The organism is Pseudomonas entomophila (genome assembly GCF_029193575.1).
GTDB classification, from domain to species: domain Bacteria; phylum Pseudomonadota; class Gammaproteobacteria; order Pseudomonadales; family Pseudomonadaceae; genus Aquipseudomonas; species Aquipseudomonas entomophila_G.
In genome coordinates, this window is sequence record NZ_JARGCS010000008.1 from 1 (window position 1) to 15,284 (window position 15,284).

The 15,284-nt window shown below is 69.0% G+C and carries 6 protein-coding genes and 2 pseudogenes; all 8 read right to left on the reverse strand.

The annotated features are described in order from the left end of the window. The coding region (locus tag P0Y43_RS01650) for a condensation domain-containing protein (RefSeq protein WP_430540211.1) at positions 1-1,774 on the reverse strand (1,774 nt) is incomplete at its 3' end. Beyond that, positions 1,771-2,073 (reverse strand): phosphopantetheine-binding protein, encoded by a 303-nt coding sequence (locus tag P0Y43_RS26970; protein WP_430540212.1) that lies wholly within the window; start codon positions 2,071-2,073, stop codon positions 1,771-1,773. The genes P0Y43_RS01650 and P0Y43_RS26970, both read right to left, overlap by 4 nt. 39 nt (positions 2,074-2,112) lie before the next feature. Continuing rightward, a pseudogene (locus tag P0Y43_RS26975) lies at positions 2,113-5,013 on the reverse strand (amino acid adenylation domain-containing protein); the annotation flags it as partial. Positions 5,014-5,028: 15 nt separating this feature from the next. After that, positions 5,029-9,621, reverse strand: a pseudogene (locus P0Y43_RS26980) (amino acid adenylation domain-containing protein); the annotation flags it as partial. Positions 9,622-9,731: 110 nt separating this feature from the next. After that, entirely contained in the window at positions 9,732-11,381 is a 1,650-nt protein-coding gene (locus tag P0Y43_RS01660; protein WP_275635558.1) for a cyclic peptide export ABC transporter, read from the reverse strand. A gap of 218 nt (positions 11,382-11,599) precedes the next feature. Next, positions 11,600-12,490 carry a formylglycine-generating enzyme family protein gene (locus P0Y43_RS01665; RefSeq protein ID WP_275635559.1) on the reverse strand — a complete coding sequence of 297 codons (891 nt, stop codon included), beginning with the start codon at positions 12,488-12,490 and terminating at the stop codon, positions 11,600-11,602. Positions 12,491-12,525: 35 nt separating this feature from the next. Continuing rightward, positions 12,526-13,803, reverse strand: a complete 1,278-nt coding sequence (locus tag P0Y43_RS01670; protein ID WP_275635560.1) for an aminotransferase class V-fold PLP-dependent enzyme — start codon at positions 13,801-13,803, stop codon at positions 12,526-12,528. A gap of 25 nt (positions 13,804-13,828) precedes the next feature. Then, complete coding sequence (locus P0Y43_RS01675; protein ID WP_275635561.1) at positions 13,829-15,181, reverse strand: dipeptidase; 1,353 nt, start codon at positions 15,179-15,181, stop codon at positions 13,829-13,831. Positions 15,182-15,284: the final 103 nt, after the last annotated feature.

Consider the following 15,284-nt stretch of genomic DNA (forward strand, 5'->3'; position numbering starts at 1 on the left):
GCGGCACATAGGCGCCCCCGGCCTTGAGGATCGCCAGCAGGCCGACGACCATTTCCAGGCTGCGCTCGACGGCGATACCGACCAGCACCTCGGGACCAACGCCCAGCGCGATCAACTGGTGCGCCAGTTGGTTGGCGCGCTGGTTGAGTTCGACGTAGCTCAGTTCCTGCGCGCCAAAGCGCAAGGCCGGGGCATTCGGGGTGGCCAGCACTTGCTGTTCGATCAGGTGATGCACCGGGGTATCGAGCGGGTAATCGGTCACCGCCGTGTCGTTCCACTGCTCGACGATCAGCGCCTGTTCCTCGGCGTCCAGCAACGGCAGCTCCGCCACGTTCGCTTCAGGATTGGCGACGATGCCGTGCAGCAGGTTGATCCAGTGCCGTCCCATGCGCTCGATGCTGGCATGTTCGAACAGATCCCGCGCATAGGTCAGCGTCGCGACCAACCCGGTCTGCGTCTCGCTGGTGTTCAGCGTCAGGTCGAACTGCGCGCTCTGCGTTTCCCACGTCAACCCTTCAACCTGCAACGCCGCCCCAGGCGCCGCGCCCCCTTGCGAAGGCTGCGCGCCCAGGTGGTTGAACATCACCTGGAACAACGGGTGGATGCTCAAGCTGCGCTCCGGTTGCAGCGCCTCGACTAGTTGCTCGAACGGCAGTTCCTGGTGCTCCTGCGCGCCCAGCGAGGCGGCCTTGACCTGCTCCAGCAGCGCCACGAACGACTGCCGCGCGCTGAACCCGGCCTTGAGCACCTGGGTGTTGACGAAGAAGCCGATCAGCCGTTCGGTTTCCACCCGGTTGCGGTTGGCGATGGGCACGCCGACGCGGATATCGTCCTGGCCGCTGTAGCGGTGCAGCAGGGTCTGGAACGAGGCCAGCAACAGCATGAACAAGGTGACGTTCTGCGCCTTGGCCAGTTGCTTGAGGCGCTCGGCCAGTTCGGCGTCCAGCGCCAGGTCCAGGCGCGCGCCACGGCCGCTCTGGGTGGGCGGGCGCGGGTGGTCGGTGGGCAGCTCCAGCACGCTCTGGCCGCTGCCCAGCTGCTGGGTCCAGTATTCCAACTGGCGTTCGCGCTCGCCCGCTTCCATCCAGTGGCGCTGCCACACCGCGTAGTCGGCGTACTGGATCGGCAACGCCGGCAAGCTGGCCGGCTGCCCGAGGCTGGCGGCGTGGTACAGGTGCACCAGCTCCTCGACCATCACCTGCATCGACCAGGCATCGGAGACGATATGGTGCTGCACCAGCAGCAGCGCATGGTCGTGCGCGCCCAGGGCCACCAGTTGAACCCGCAGCAGCGGCTCGCCCAGCAGGTCGAAGGGCCGCGCCACCTGCGCGTTGACGTAGGCTTGCAGGCGCGCCTCGAGGCTGTCGTCGCCCGCGGGCAAGGCCACCGGCTCAAGGTGCAGGGTGGCCGCAGCGTCGACCACCTGGTGACGCTGCCCGTCGCTCTCGACGAAGCGCGTGCGCAGGCTTTCATGCCGCGCCACCAGCGCATCGAAGGCCGCTTGCAGGGCCTGGCGGTCCAGCGCGCCGCGCAGGCGCAGGGCGGTGGGCAGGTTGTAGGCGGTGCTGGTCGGGTCCAGCTCCCACAGGAACCACTGGCGCTCCTGGGCGAACGACAACGGAAGGCGCGCGAAGGCCTCGCGGGTCACCGGGATCGGCAGGCGCGCGACGTTGATGCCCTTGCCGAGCAGCTGCGGGTACAGCGTTTTGCGCTGGGCTGTTGGCAACTTGATGAAACGCTCGATCAAGTCGGACAGGGCTTTGCTTTGCATCATTGAGTCTCCAGCGCGTCGAGCAGATCGAACAGGTCGGTCAATTCGGTTTCAGAAGTGGGCGCGGCCGCAGCCGGCAGACGCCGGGCGAAGTCCTCCAGGCTTGCGCTTTCGAACAACGCCGCCAGCGGCGCCTCGATGGCCAGTTGCAGGTGGATGCGCGAGGTCACCTGGGTAGCCAGCAACGAGTTGCCGCCCAGAGCGAAGAAGTTGTCGTCCAGGCCCACCCGCTCGGTCTTGAGCACCGCCTGCCAGATCGCCGCCAGCGCCTGCTGCAGTTCGCTCTCGGGGGCGCGGAACACCTGCTCCGGGCCGCCGATGTCGAGGCGCGCCAGGGCCTTGCGGTCGAGCTTGCCGTTGGGGTTGCGCGGCATCTGCTCCAGCACCTGGTACAGGGCCGGGGTCATGTAGGCCGGCAGGCGCGCCTTGAGGAACTCGCGCAGCGCATCCAGGCCCATGCCGTCGGCGGGGGCGTCGCCTTCCAGGGTGAGGAAGGCCACCAGCTGCTTGCCCAGGGCATGCTCGGCCACCAGCACGGCGACTTCGCGGATGCCGTCGAACTGGCTGATCTGCGCCTCGATCTCGCCCAGCTCGATACGGAAGCCGTTGACCTTCACCTGCTGGTCGACCCGGCCCAGGTACTCCAGGGCGCCGTCTTCCTTGCGCCGGCGCGCCAGGTCGCCGGTCTTGTACAGGCGCTCGCCCGGCAGCAGGGCGAAGGGGTTGGGCACGAACACCGCGACGGTCTTGCCCGGGTCGCCGCAGTAGCCACGGCCCACCCCGGTGCCGGCGATGCAGATCTCACCCACCGCGCCGTCCGGCACCGGGCTCAGGTAGTCGTCGAGCAGGTACAAGCGGTTGTTGTCGGTGGGGTAGCCGATGGGGATGTGGGTGCGCTGGGTCGCGGCTTCGTCGATTTGATAGAAGGCCACGTCGTCCGAGCATTCGGCCGGGCCGTAGGCGTTGACCAGGGGAATGCGCGGGTAGCGTTGCAGCCAGGCGGCGGCGGTCTCGGCCGGCAACGCTTCGCCAGTGGGCAGCAGCCAGCGCAGGTCGGGCAGCTCGGCGTGCTGCTCTTCGAGCAGGGCCTGGATCAGCGCCGGGACGATCTCCAGCACGCTGACGCGCTGCTCGCGCACCTCGCGCAGCAGGTGGGTCGGGTGCTTGGACACCGCGTCCGGGAAGATCCGCACCTGGGCGCCGCACAGCAGCGCGGTGAGGAACTGCCACACCGAGATGTCGAACGACTGCGAGGCGGTCTGGGCAATGATGTCGTGCTCGCTGAGGCCCAGGTACGGCAGCTTGCTCAACTGGTTGTTGAGCATGCCGGCCTGCTCGACCATCACGCCCTTGGGCAGGCCGGTGGAGCCGGAGGTGAAGATCACGTAGGCCAGGCTGTTCGGCGCGCTGTGGATGCCGGGGCGGGTGTCGCTGTAGGCGCCAGCGAGCAGGTCTTCCCACACCAGCAGTTGCACCGGGTGCGCCAGGCCCGCCAGCAGCGCCTGGGCACGCGCCTGGTAGCGCGCGGTGCAGAGCAGCGCCGGGGTGCGGCTCAGCGCGAGGATGTTGCCGATGCGCTCGTCGGGGTGGCTGGGGTCCAGCGGCAGGTAGCCGGCGCCGGCCTTGAACGCGCCGACGATGCTCGCCAGCAGGTCCAGGCCACGGTCGGCGAGCAGCGCCACCGGCTGGTCCTGGGCCACGCCGTGGGCGAGCAGGGCATGGCCGACGCGGTTGGCCTGGCGGTCGAGTTCGGCGTAGGTCCAGCGCTCGCCCTCGCAGGTGGCGGCGATGGCCTCGGCGCGGCGCTCGACCTGGGCCTCGAACAGCTCGACGAAGGCGCGGTCCAGGGCATGCGCCACTTCGGTCTGGTTGTGTTGCAGGACCCACTCGCGGCTGTCGCCGGCCTCCAGTTGCGCCACCTGCTCCAACGGCGCGCGCAGCTGGCCGGGCAGGCTCACCAGGAATTGCTGGAACTGCGCCAGCAGGGTGTCCATGGTCGCGCGGTCGAAGTAGCGGGTGTCGTAGGACAGGTGCAGGCCCAGTTGCTCGCCGGGGTACACCACCACGGTGATCGGGTAGTTGGTGTGGGTGCGCGACGACTCCGAGACCACGCCCATGTCGCGGGCGTCGCTGCCGACCGAGGCGTCCATCGGCGCGTTCTCGAACACGAACAGGCTGTCGAACAGCTGCTGGCCCTTTTGCAGCGCGCTGCACGCCTGGATGCGCACCAGCGGCAGGTAGTCGTACTCACGCAGCGAGACGTTGGTGTCGAGGATGCCGTGCAGCCAATCCAGGGTGCTGGCGCGCTGGTCCGGGGTGGGCAGCTGGATGCGCAGCGGCACGCTGTTGATGAACAGGCCGACGGTGTCCTGCATCTCGGGGATGTGCGCCGGGCGCCCGGACACGGTCACGCCGAAGACGATGTCGCGCGAGCGGCTGTGGTGGTGCAGGGTCAGCGCCCAGGCCGCCTGCACGAAGGTGTTGACGGTCAGGCGGTGCTGGTTGGCCGACTCCAGCAACTGCGCGCTTTGCTCGCTGCTCAGCCAGGTGTAGTTGTCGTCGATCGCCGAATGCGACTGGCCGGCCACCTGCGGACGGTCGGTGGGCAGCGGGGTGGCCTGCTCAAGGCCCGCCAGTTGCTCGCGCCAGAAGGCTTCGGCGGCTTGCGGGTCTTGCTGTTGCAGCCACTCGATGAAGTTGCGGAAGCGGTACGGCGTGCGCAGCTGGCTGGCGCGGTTTTCGCGGGCGGCGTGGTACAGCTCGAAGAAGTCCGACATCAGCAGCGAACGGCACCAGGCGTCGATGAGGATATGGTGGTTGCTCATGACGAAGCGGTGGCTGTCGTCGCACAGCTTGATCAGCTTGAAGCGGATCGGCGGTTCCTTGCCGAGGTCGAAGCCCGCTTCGCGCTCCTCGCGCAGCAGGTCGAGGATGCGCGGCTCGGCCTGCTCCAAGGTCAGGTCGCTCAGGTCGAGCAACTCGACCTTCACTTGCGTGTCGCGGTGGATCACCTGCAACAGCTCGCCGCCGGTGTTCCACAGGAATGACGCGCGCACCGCTTCGTAGCGCTGCACCACCTGCTGCCAGGCGGCGTCGAACAGCGCGTAGTCGAGCGGCTCGCGAATGGTGTAGCACTCTTGCATGAAGTAGATGCCCGAGTGCTTTTCCAGCAGGGTGTGCACCAGCAGGCCTTCCTGCATGGGCGAGAGCGGGAAGATGTCGTCGATCGTGCGCGCCGGCATCGGCAGGGCGTCGAGCTGCTGCTGGGTGAGGCGGGCGAGGGGGAAGTCCGACGGTGTCACGCCCAGGTGCTCGCCGCTGCTGCAGTGCTCGATCAACTGTTCCAGCTCGGCCTGGCAGCGCTGGGCCAAGCGCTCGATGTGCGCCGGGTCGAACATCGCCTCGCTGAAGTTCCAGGCCATGTTCAGTTGGCCGTTGTAGACCTGGCTGTTGACCGTCAGCCAGTTGCCCAGCGGCGTGTCGGCGCTCTTCTCTTCGCCCACGGGCTCGCCGCAGGGGGCGAACAAGGCGCCAGCGTCGGCATCGAAGCTGCCGTCGAACTGGCCCAGGTAGTTGAAGGTGATGCGCGGGGTCGGCAGCGCGCGCAACTGCTCGCGCACCTCGGGCGCGCCCAGGTAGCGCAGGGCGCCATGGCCGAGGCCGTTGTCCGGCACGGCGCGCAGTTGTTCCTTGATGGTCTTGATCGAGGCGGCAAGGTCCGCCTGGGGCGACAGGCGCACCGGGAACAGGCTGGTGAACCAGCCGACCGTGCGGGTCAGGTCGAGGTCGTCGAACAGCGCCTCGCGGCCATGGCCTTCGAGCTGCACCAGCACCTCGGGCAGGCCGCTCCAGTGCCGCACCGCGCGCGCCAGGGCGGTCAGCAGCAGGTCGTTGATGCGCGTGCGGTAGGCGGCGGGCGCGCTTTGCAACAGTTGGCGGGTGTGTGCCGGGCTCAGTTGCACGCCGACGCTGCGGGCGTGGCGACCGAGCAGGCTGGCCCCGGGGTCGGCGCCGGGCAGGTCGGCGTCGATGCCGGCCAGTTGCGTTTGCCAATAGTCCAGCTCGGCGCGGGCGGCGTCGCTGCGTGCGTGTTCGCCCAGGCGCTCGCCCCAGGCCTTGAACGCGCTGGTCTTGGGGTGCGGCTTGGGCGTTTCGCCGGCTTGCAACTGGCGGTAGACGCGCTGCAGGTCGTCGAACAGGATGCGCCACGACACACCGTCGACCGCCAGGTGGTGGATCACCAGCAGCAGGCGCTGGCTGCCATCGGCCAGGTGCATCAGCACCGCGCGCAGCAGCGGGCCGTCGGCCAGGTCCAGGCTGCGCTGCGCTTCGTTGGCCAAGGCTTGCTGAGCCTGGGCGTCGGCCACTTCGCGCTGCCACAGCAGGCTTGCGTCATCGCCTATGGCGGCGTGCTCGGCGTGCCAGCCGTCAGCGTGCTCGTTGAAACGCAGGCGCAGGGCGTCATGGTGAGTGACCAGCGCGGCCAGGGCGCGGGCCAGCAGCTCGGCGTCGAGGGCGACGTTGGGCTTGAGCATCACCGATTGGTTCCAGTGCGCGCGGTTGTCGATGGCGCTGGCGAAGAACGCCTGCTGGATCGGCAACAACGGCGCCTCACCGCTGACCGGGCCCTGGTCGGCCTGGGGCGCGCTGTGGCCGAACGCCGCGACCTGGGCCAGGGCCTGGATGGTCTGGTGCTTGAACAGGTCTTTCGGGGTGAACAGGATACCGGCCTGGCGCGCGCGGCTGACCACCTGGATCGACAGGATCGAGTCGCCGCCCAGTTCGAAGAAGTTGTCGTCGATGCCGATGCGCTCGAGCTTGAGCACGTCCTGCCAGATGCCGGCGATGCCTTGCTCCAGCGCATCGCGCGGGGCTTGGTAGTCGCGCTGGGCGTGCTGGCTGTCGGCGGCGGGCAGGGCGCGGCGGTCGAGCTTGCCGTTGGGGGTCAGCGGCAGGGTGTCGAGGAACAGGTAGTGGGCCGGGACCATGTAGTCCGGCAGCACCTGTTGCAGGGCCTCGCGCAAGGGAGCGGCGGTCTGTGCGTCACGCGGGGCGAGGTAGGCCACCAGTTGGCGGCCGTGCGGGGTGTCCTGGGCCAATACGGCGGCTTCGGCGATGCCCGGCTGTTGCAGCAGTTGGCTTTCGATCTCGCCCAGCTCGATGCGCAGGCCGCGGATCTTCACCTGGTGATCGATGCGGCTGAGGTAGTCCAGGCCCGCGTCGGCGCGTCGCCGGGTGAGGTCGCCGCTGCGGTACAGGCGCGAACCGTCGGCGGCGAACGGGTCGGGCACGAAGCGTTCGGCGGTCAGTGCCGGGCGTTGGTGGTAGCCACGGGCCAGGCCCGCGCCGCCGATGTACAGCTCGCCGGGGGTGCCGGTGGGGCACGGTTGCAACTGGCTGTCGAGCACCAGCGCGCGCACGTTGTCGATGGGCTGGCCGATCGGCGCGATGGCGTTGTCGAGGGCGTCGGCGACGGTGAAGTGGCAGGTGTCGATGGTCGCTTCGGTGGGGCCGTAGAGGTTGACGATACGGCCGTCGAACAGCGCCTGGAGCTGGCCCACCAGCGCCGCGCCGAGGGCTTCGCCACCCAGCAGCAACAGGCGCAGGCTGGCCAGTTGCGCGGAGTCGGCCTGGGCCAGCAGGGCTTGCAGCAGCGACGGGGCCATCTGCAGCACGCTGATGCGCTCGGCTTGCACCTCCTGCCACAGCAGCGACAGGTCCTGGCTCAGGGCGGGGCTGGCCAGCACCAGTTGGGCGCCGGTTTGCAGCGGCAGCCAGAACTCCCACACCGAGGCGTCGAAGCTGAAGGCGGTCTTTTGCAGGACGCGGTCGTCGCAGCCCAGCCGCAGTTCGTCCTGCATCCAGGCCATGTGGTTGGCCAGCGCGCCATGGCGCACCTGCACGCCTTTCGGCTGCCCGGTGGAGCCGGAGGTGTAGATCATGTAGGCCAGGTGCTCGGGCTCGACGGCGACCTGCGGCGGCAGCGCGCTGTAGCGTTCGAGGTGTTCGACGGCCACGGCCTGTACGCCCTGCGGCACGTTGAAGCGGGCGGCCTGGGCCGGTTGCAGCAGCACCAGGGCGATGCCGCTGTCGCGCATCATGTAGTCCAGGCGCTCGCGCGGGTAGCTCGGGTCCAACGGCAGGTAGGCGCCGCCGGCCTTGAGGATCGCCAGCAGGCCGACCACCAGCTCGACGCTGCGCTCCAACGCCACGCCGACGAATACGTCGGGGCCGACGCCCAGTTCGATCAGGCGGTGGGCCAGTTGGTTGGCCTGCTGGTCGAGCTCGGCGTAGCTCAGTGGTTCGCCGGCGCAACTGACGGCCAGGCGCTCGGGGGTGCGGGCGGCTTGCGCGGCGACCTGCTGGTGCACGGCGGGCAGGTCGGGGCGGGCGATGCCGGGGTGGCGGGCGGCGGCCAGCAGGGCGTGCTGTTCGTCGGCGTTGAACATCGCCAGCTCGCCCAGGGCTTGCTGCGGGTGGCTCAGCAGGGCTTCCAGCAGTTGCTGCCAGTGGCTGGCCAACTGGGCGATGCGCGTGGCTTCGAACAGCGTGGCGTCGTACTCGAAGCGCGCCTCGAGGCTGCGCGGGCTGTAGGCGACATCCAGGGACAGGTCGAACTTGGCCTGTTGCTGGCCCAGCGCCAGGAAGTCCAGCGCCAGGTCGGCGAAGCGCAGCGGGCCTTGCTCGGGGCCGGCCACGCGCCAGTTGAACAGGGTCTGGAACAGCGGGTTGGCCTGGGTGCTACGTTGCAGTTGCAGGGCTTCGAGGACCAGCTCCACCGGGTGGTCGGCGTGCTCCAGCGCGGCCAGCGCGTGCTCGCGCAGGCCGTGCAGGAAGGTCAGCGCCGATTGGGTAGGGTCCAGGCGTGCGCGGTAGATCTGGCTGCTGACGAAGTAGCCGACCAGTTCCTGGGTCTGCGCCTGGTTGCGGCTGGCGTTGGGCACGCCGACGGTGAAGTCGTCCTGGCCGGCATGGCGCCCCAGCAGCAGTTGCCAGGCACCGAGCAGCACGCCGAACGGGGTCAGCCCCTGGGCCTGGCAGAAGGCGTTCAGGCGCTCGACCAGCGCGCCGGGCAGGCGCAGCTCGAAGGTGGCGGCCCGCGGCACGCGCTCGTCGTCGCGCGGGTGGTCGGTGGGCAGCAGCAGCGGGGTGATGGCGTCGCCCAGGTAGTCGCGCCAGTAGCGGGCGGCCTCGTCGTGGCGCGGCGTTTGCGGGTAGTCCTCGCGCTGCCAGCGGGCGTAGTCGGCGTACTGGATCGCCGGGCGTGGCAGTGCCTGGCCTTGGTAGGCGTGGGCCAGGTCCTGCATCAGGATCGGGTTGGACCAGGCGTCGGAAACGATGTGGTGCATGTTCAGCAGCAGCACCTGGCGCTGGCCGCCGAGGGCGATCAGGCTGGCGCGGATCAGCGGCGCCTGGCCCAGGTCGAAGGGCGTGCCGGCCTCGGTGATCATCAGTTGTTGCAGGCGTTGTTCGCGGGCGGCGTCATCCAGTGAGGACAGGTCGTGGCGCTGCAGGGCCAGGCGCGCGTCGGGGTCGATGACCTGGCGTGGCTGGCCGTCGATTTCCTCGAAACGGGTGCGCAGGATGTCGTGGCGTTCGATGACCCGTTGCAGTGCGGTTTCCAGTGCATCGGCCGACAGCGCGCCTTCGAGCAGCAGCGCGCGCGGCAGGTTGTAGGCCGAGCTGTGCGGGGCGAACTGTTGCAGGAACCACAGGCGCTGCTGGGCGAAGGACAAAGGCTGCGGCGCCTGGCCGGCCTTGGCTGCGATGGCTTCCGGGGCGCCTGCCTGGTCGGCCATCAGCAGGGCCAGCAGGTCGTCGTCGGAAAGGGGGAGCTGAGGAATCGTCATCGGTTTCGTCGCCGTCGGCAGAGGAATGGTGCTTACCGAAGGAAGACGAAGGACGGGGGGGCGGATTTACAGGTGCAGGCGGCGAACGACGGGCGTTCGCCGCCTGTGGCTCAGGCCAGGGCGGGCGCTTCGACGACCTTGCCGGCGTGCATGCGCACCAGGTGGTCGGCGATGTCGAAGTAACGGTCGTCGTGGGAGATGACGATGATGGTCTTGCCCAGGCGTTTGAGGTCCGGCAGCAGCTCGGTGTAGAACACCCGGCGGAAAGCCGGGTCCTGGTCGGCGGCCCATTCGTCGAACACCAGCACCGGGCGCTCGTCGAGCCAGGCATTGACCAGCGCCAGGCGCTTGCGCTGGCCGGTGGACAGGTCGGTGGTGGTGAAGGCGCCGTCGCGCACGCTGACCTTGTGGGCGATTTCCAGGCGCTCCAGGTACTGCCCGGCGTCGGCGGGCAGGGTGCGGCCGTCCTGGATCAGGTCTTCGAACAGGAAGTAGTCGGCGAAGATCGTCGTGAAGTGCTGGCGGTAGTCGTCCAGGGTCTGCGCGTCGATCGCCTTGCCGTTGACCAGGATCTGCCCCTGGTGCGGGGTATACAGGCCCAGCAGGAGCTTGATCAGGGTGGTCTTGCCCGAGCCGTTCTCGCCGGCGATGAACAGGATTTCGCCAGGGGCGACGCTGAGGTTGACCGGGCCCAGGGTGAACGGCTGGCTGCCCTCGACGGTCGGGAAGCTGTACTGCACGTTGCGCAGTTCCAGGCGTTGCAGGGGGGCTTGCGGTTTTTCGTCGGCGCTCAGCAGCAGGTGCGGCTCGGGCGAGGAGAAACGCTCGGCCAGGTCGGCGATGCGGCGGAAGGCGATCTGCGCGCGGCTGATGATCGGCAGGTTGCCGATCAGGCTTTCCAGCGGGCCTTTCATGTACAGCAGCACCAGCACGAAGCCGCTGATCACCGCCGGGTCGTTGCTCGGCCACAGCGATTGCATCGTCAGCGCCAGGCCGATGACCACGAAGAACAGCATCGAGCCGAGGCTCTTGGCGACCACGTAGATGCTGATCGCGCGCACATTGGTGTCGCGGATGCGGTTGGCGGTGCCATGGATGTTGCGGGTCAGCATGGCGTGGCGGCGCGGGCGATGGATGCGCAGCTCCTTGGCGCCTTCGGAGATGGCCTGGTAGTGCTTTTGCAGCTCGTCCTCGCTTTCACGGGCGGCGAGAAAGCCCTGCACGCCCTTGCGCTGGGCGATGTACTGCACCACCGAGCCGATGCCGATGGCGGCCAGGGTCAGGGCGAAGATCGGCAGCGACAGGCTGGCCAGGTAGCCCAGGCAGCCGAGCACCACGGTCAGCGAGATGGCCAGCGGGGCGAAGGCGAAGGCGAAGTCGCTGATGGTGTCGACGTCGTGGGTCAGCACGGGGATCAGGCGGTGGGTGCGGTAGCGTTCGATCTGCTCGATCGGCGCCGACAGCACCTTGGCGCCGAGGTCCTTGCGCAGGCGCGCGATCACGTGCTGGCCGACGTAGTTGGTGCCGATGTCGGCGACGATGCTGCTGACCAGGGCCAGCACGCACAGGCCGACGAACGCCATGACCACGCCACGGCCCAGGCCGTCGGCGTTGTGCAGGCCCTGGTTGACGGTGGCGAGCAGGGCGGTGACGGCCAGGCCGCCGAGGATGCCCAGCACGATGGAGGAAACCACCAGCAGGCGATACGGCTTGAGCAGGCTCAAGAGATCGCGGGTGGCGCTACGCGGTGCTGCGGTCATGAAACTACCTCGTTCGCAACGGGTTGTGAGGCGGGGGCCGGCCTTTGTTGGCTGGCGTGTGATGGAAGACGAGCTGGCGGGGGAGGGATTTAGCGGTGGGGGTGTCAATGGCGGCCCTATCGTGGGGCAAGCCGCTCCCACAGTTACTGCGCCGGCCTTGAGCGCGGTGCGGCACCTGTGGGCGCGGGCTTGTCCCGCGATAGGGCTGGTTCAGGCGATCACAGCTCTCGGGCCACACGGAACCCCAGCCAGTCGCCGCGCCGCTCGGTGTGCCGGTAATTGCGGTTCCCCGAGCGCGAGAAGATCGGCGCCTCGGTCCAGTCGTTGCCGCGGATCATCCGCACCACGCAATCGCCGCTCTTCCACGCACTGCCATCGGCCGGCGCGCCGACGTAGCTGTCGTTCTGGCAGTCGGCCGTCCACTCGTACACGTTGCCGTGCGCATCGTAGATGCCGAACGCGTTCGGCGTGTAGCTGCCCGCCGGGGCGATGTAGCTGAAACCGTCTTCCGGGCCATAGGTGTTGGCATGCTGGGCGATGCTGTAGGCCTTGCCCTCGTCCCGTGGGAACGGCTGCGGGCCGGTGCTGCCGCCGCGTGCGGCGTACTCGCGCTCGGCCTCGCTGAGCAGGCGGTAGTGCTGGCCGGTCTTCTTCGACAGCCACGCCGCATAGGCCTCGGCCTCGTGGTAGTTCAGGCACACCGCCGGATAGCGCGCGGCGTCGTGGCTCTTGTATTCCTTGGTCTCGCTGTAGCGTGGCACGCCGGCGATGCATTCGCGGCCCGGGCGGTCGTCGCCGCTGGGCATCTGGTAGCCCGTGGCCTTCAGGTACGCCTGCCATTCGCCATTGAGCACCTGGAAGCGGCTGACGGCGAACGGCTTGGCGAAGGTCACCGGGTGCTGCGGGCCTTCGTCTTCCTCGCGGCCCTGTTCGTCCTCGGGGGTGCCCATGATGAAGCTGCCGGCCGGCAGCACCACCATTTCCGGGCAGCCGGGCTTGCAGTCGGTGAACACCTCGCCGGCCTTGGGCACGCTGGCGGCACTGGCCAGGGCGGGGGCGAGCAGGGCGGCGAGGGCGAGGCCGGTGATGGGTTTGCTGATCGCTGTCATGGGTCTCTCGGTTGCGGAAGGTGAAAAGGGGAGCGCTACACGGCCTTGGCCAGCAGGGCCATGAAGCGGTCGATCTCGGCTTCGTCGTTGAGCAGGCCGGGCGCGGTGCGCACCACCGGGCCGACGTCGCGGTTGACCGCGTCGAGCACCACGCGCTGGCGCATCAGTTGGGCGGCGAGCTGGTCGCCATCGCGCCCCGCGACCCGGAAGAAACTGAAGCCCGAGGACAGTTCGGGGCTGCTCGGCGTCACCAGCTCGACCCCCGGCAATGCTTGCAGGCGCTGGCGCAGCACGGCATTGAGCTGGTGGATGCGCGCTTGCACATCGGCCTTGCCCAGTTCCAGGTGCAGCTTGAAGGCTTCGTCCAGCGCCCAGCGGTGCTCGAAGGCGTGGTAGCCGCCGGGGGTCATGCGGGTGGCGAAGTCCTTGTCCTGGGAAAAGGTCGGCACCAGCGGGGTGACGTCGCTGAGCTGCTCGGAGCGGGCACAGATGATCCCGGTGCCGCGCGGGCCGAACAGCCACTTGTGGGTGCCGGCGATGAAGTAGTCGCAGTGCATGTCGGGGAAGGCCAGGTTCTCCACGCCGAAGCCGTGCACGCCGTCGACCACGTAGAGGATGCGGTCCTTCTCGTCGCGGTTGCGGTTGCGCTCGGCGACCAGTTGGCCGATCTCGCCGATCGGCAGCTTCACGCCGCTGCCCGAGTGCACCCAGGTCATGCCCAGCACGCGGGTGTTGTCGCGCAGGCTGGCGGCGATGTTGCCGAGGATCTCGTCCTTGGACACCGTGTGCGGCGCCTTGAACAACTCGATGCGGCGCACCTGCGTGCCCTCGCGCTCGGCGCGGAAGTTCAGGGTCAGCTGGGTGGAATAGTGCTCGTGGCGGGTGATGAGGATTTCCTGGTCGGGGCGCACATGGATGCCGCCGAAGATCATCGCCAGGCCCTCGGTGGTGCTGCCGGTCAGGGCGATCTGCGCCGGGCGGGCGTTGAGGTAGCGCCCGGCCCATTCACGCACGCGCGCCTCGTTCTGCCAGGTTTCCTCGCGGTCCCAATCCATCGCCAGGCCGGGGTTGCGGTCCAGGTGGGCGCGGTGGCGGGCGATGGCCTCGCGCACCGGGCGCGGGTGCGAGGTGACCAGGAAATTGGCGAAGTGGAGGTAGCTGGGGTCCTGGCCGAACAGTTGGCGCAGCTGCTGCCATTTGCTCCCGCCGCTGGCGGGGACCGCGGCCAGGGCATCGGCGGCCAGGGTGCCGCCCAGGGGCAGCGCGGCGGCGAGCAGGCCCGCCTGTTTCAGAAAGGTTCTGCGGTCGGTCATGTTCAGGCTTCGACAAGAGGCGGCATCAGCGCGCGCCAAGGGTTTGTGAGGTGTGCCGGACCTGCGCCCAGGCCCTGAGGAAGTTGCCGCCCCAGAGCTTGGCGATGTCCGCTTCCGAGTAGCCGCGGGCCAGCAGTTCGGCGCTGACGTTGCGCACCTGGCTGACATCCTCGAATCCCTTGAGGCCGCCTCCGTCGTTGAAGTCGGAGCTGATCCCGACGTGGTCGATGCCAATCGTCCTGACGGCGTGGTCGATGGCGTTGCCGAAGTCCTGCAGGGTGGCCTGTGGTTCGTCGGCGAGAATCGCGTAGAGCGCCTTGGCGTATTCGCCGAAGCGTTGTTCGGGCCAGTCGGCGATCTGCGGGTCGCCCGGCATCAGCGCCCAGGCCTGGTTCGGCAGCGGCGGCAGATCGAAGCGCTGGCGCAACTGCTCCAGGCGCTCGCGGGTGGCCTGGCTGATCGGGCGCAGGTAGTCGCCGTAGGTGGGGATCATCACCACGCCGCCGCTGCGCGCCACCAGGCGCATGCCGTCGTCGCTGAGGTTGCGCGGGATGTCCACCAGCGCCCGAGGCCCTGAGTGCGAGGCCACCAGCGGCGCGCGGCTGAGTTCGGCGACCTGGGCCAGGGCGCGGTCGGACAGCTGCGACACGTCGATGATCACGCCCAGCGTGTTGAGCCGGCGCACCGCATCGCGGCCAAGCTCCGACAGCCCGCCGAGGGCGTCGGCGCGGTCGCCGAAGAACGGCATCGGCCGCGACGAGTCGGCCCAGGCGTTGTTGCCCACGTAGTTGAAGGCGAACATGCGCATGCCGCGCGCGGCCCACAGGTCGAGCTGGCCGAGGTCGGTGCCCAGCGGGTAGGCGTTGAGCAGGCTGATGAACACCGCGAACTTGCCTTCGCCTTGCAGGCGCCGCAGGTCCTCGGGGCTGTAGGCGATGGCGGCGCGGTCGGGGTGCTCGCGGACGATGTCGGTGATGATCCGGTAGCGGGTTTCCTGCTGCTGGCGGGCCTGGGCGACGAAGTCGGCGCTGGGGCGGTGCGGCGCGCCTTCGCCTTCCCAGATCGGCGGCCAGCCGAACACCGTCAGGGCCGCGCCGCTCAGGCCGCCGCGTTCGAGCTTGGGCAGGTCGAACTGGCCGTGGCTGTCGCCGGCGAACGGGTTGCCGGCGCTGCCCAGGGTCGGTGGGATGCTGATATGGCCGTCGAAGGTCAGCAGGTGGCGTTGCAGGTCGTTGGCCTGGCGGATCACCGACAGGCTGTAGCCGGGGTTGTCGCGGTAGAACTGCTGCCAGGCGGTGAGCGCGCCGGCGCCTGCGCCGAGCGCCAGCAGCACCGGCAGGCCGAGGCGCAGGGCGGATTTCCAACGGGGTCGAATCATAGCCTTCTCTGGGGTCGCCATCGACGCAGGGGCGGTCCTGCCGTGTGGGATGGACGAGCCGCGCGCGCGGAAATTTAGCGTGGCCAAGGCAAGGCCCAAGGCT

Excerpts from the sequence above, each read along its gene's own strand:
- P0Y43_RS01660 (WP_275635558.1), bottom strand. The coding sequence starts at position 11,381 with ATGACCGCAGCACCGCGTAGCGCCACCCGCGATCTCTTGAGCCTGCTC.
- P0Y43_RS01665 (WP_275635559.1), bottom strand. The coding sequence starts at position 12,490 with ATGACAGCGATCAGCAAACCCATCACCGGCCTCGCCCTCGCCGCCCTG.
- P0Y43_RS01670 (WP_275635560.1), bottom strand. The coding sequence starts at position 13,803 with ATGACCGACCGCAGAACCTTTCTGAAACAGGCGGGCCTGCTCGCCGCC.
- P0Y43_RS01675 (WP_275635561.1), bottom strand. The coding sequence starts at position 15,181 with ATGATTCGACCCCGTTGGAAATCCGCCCTGCGCCTCGGCCTGCCGGTG.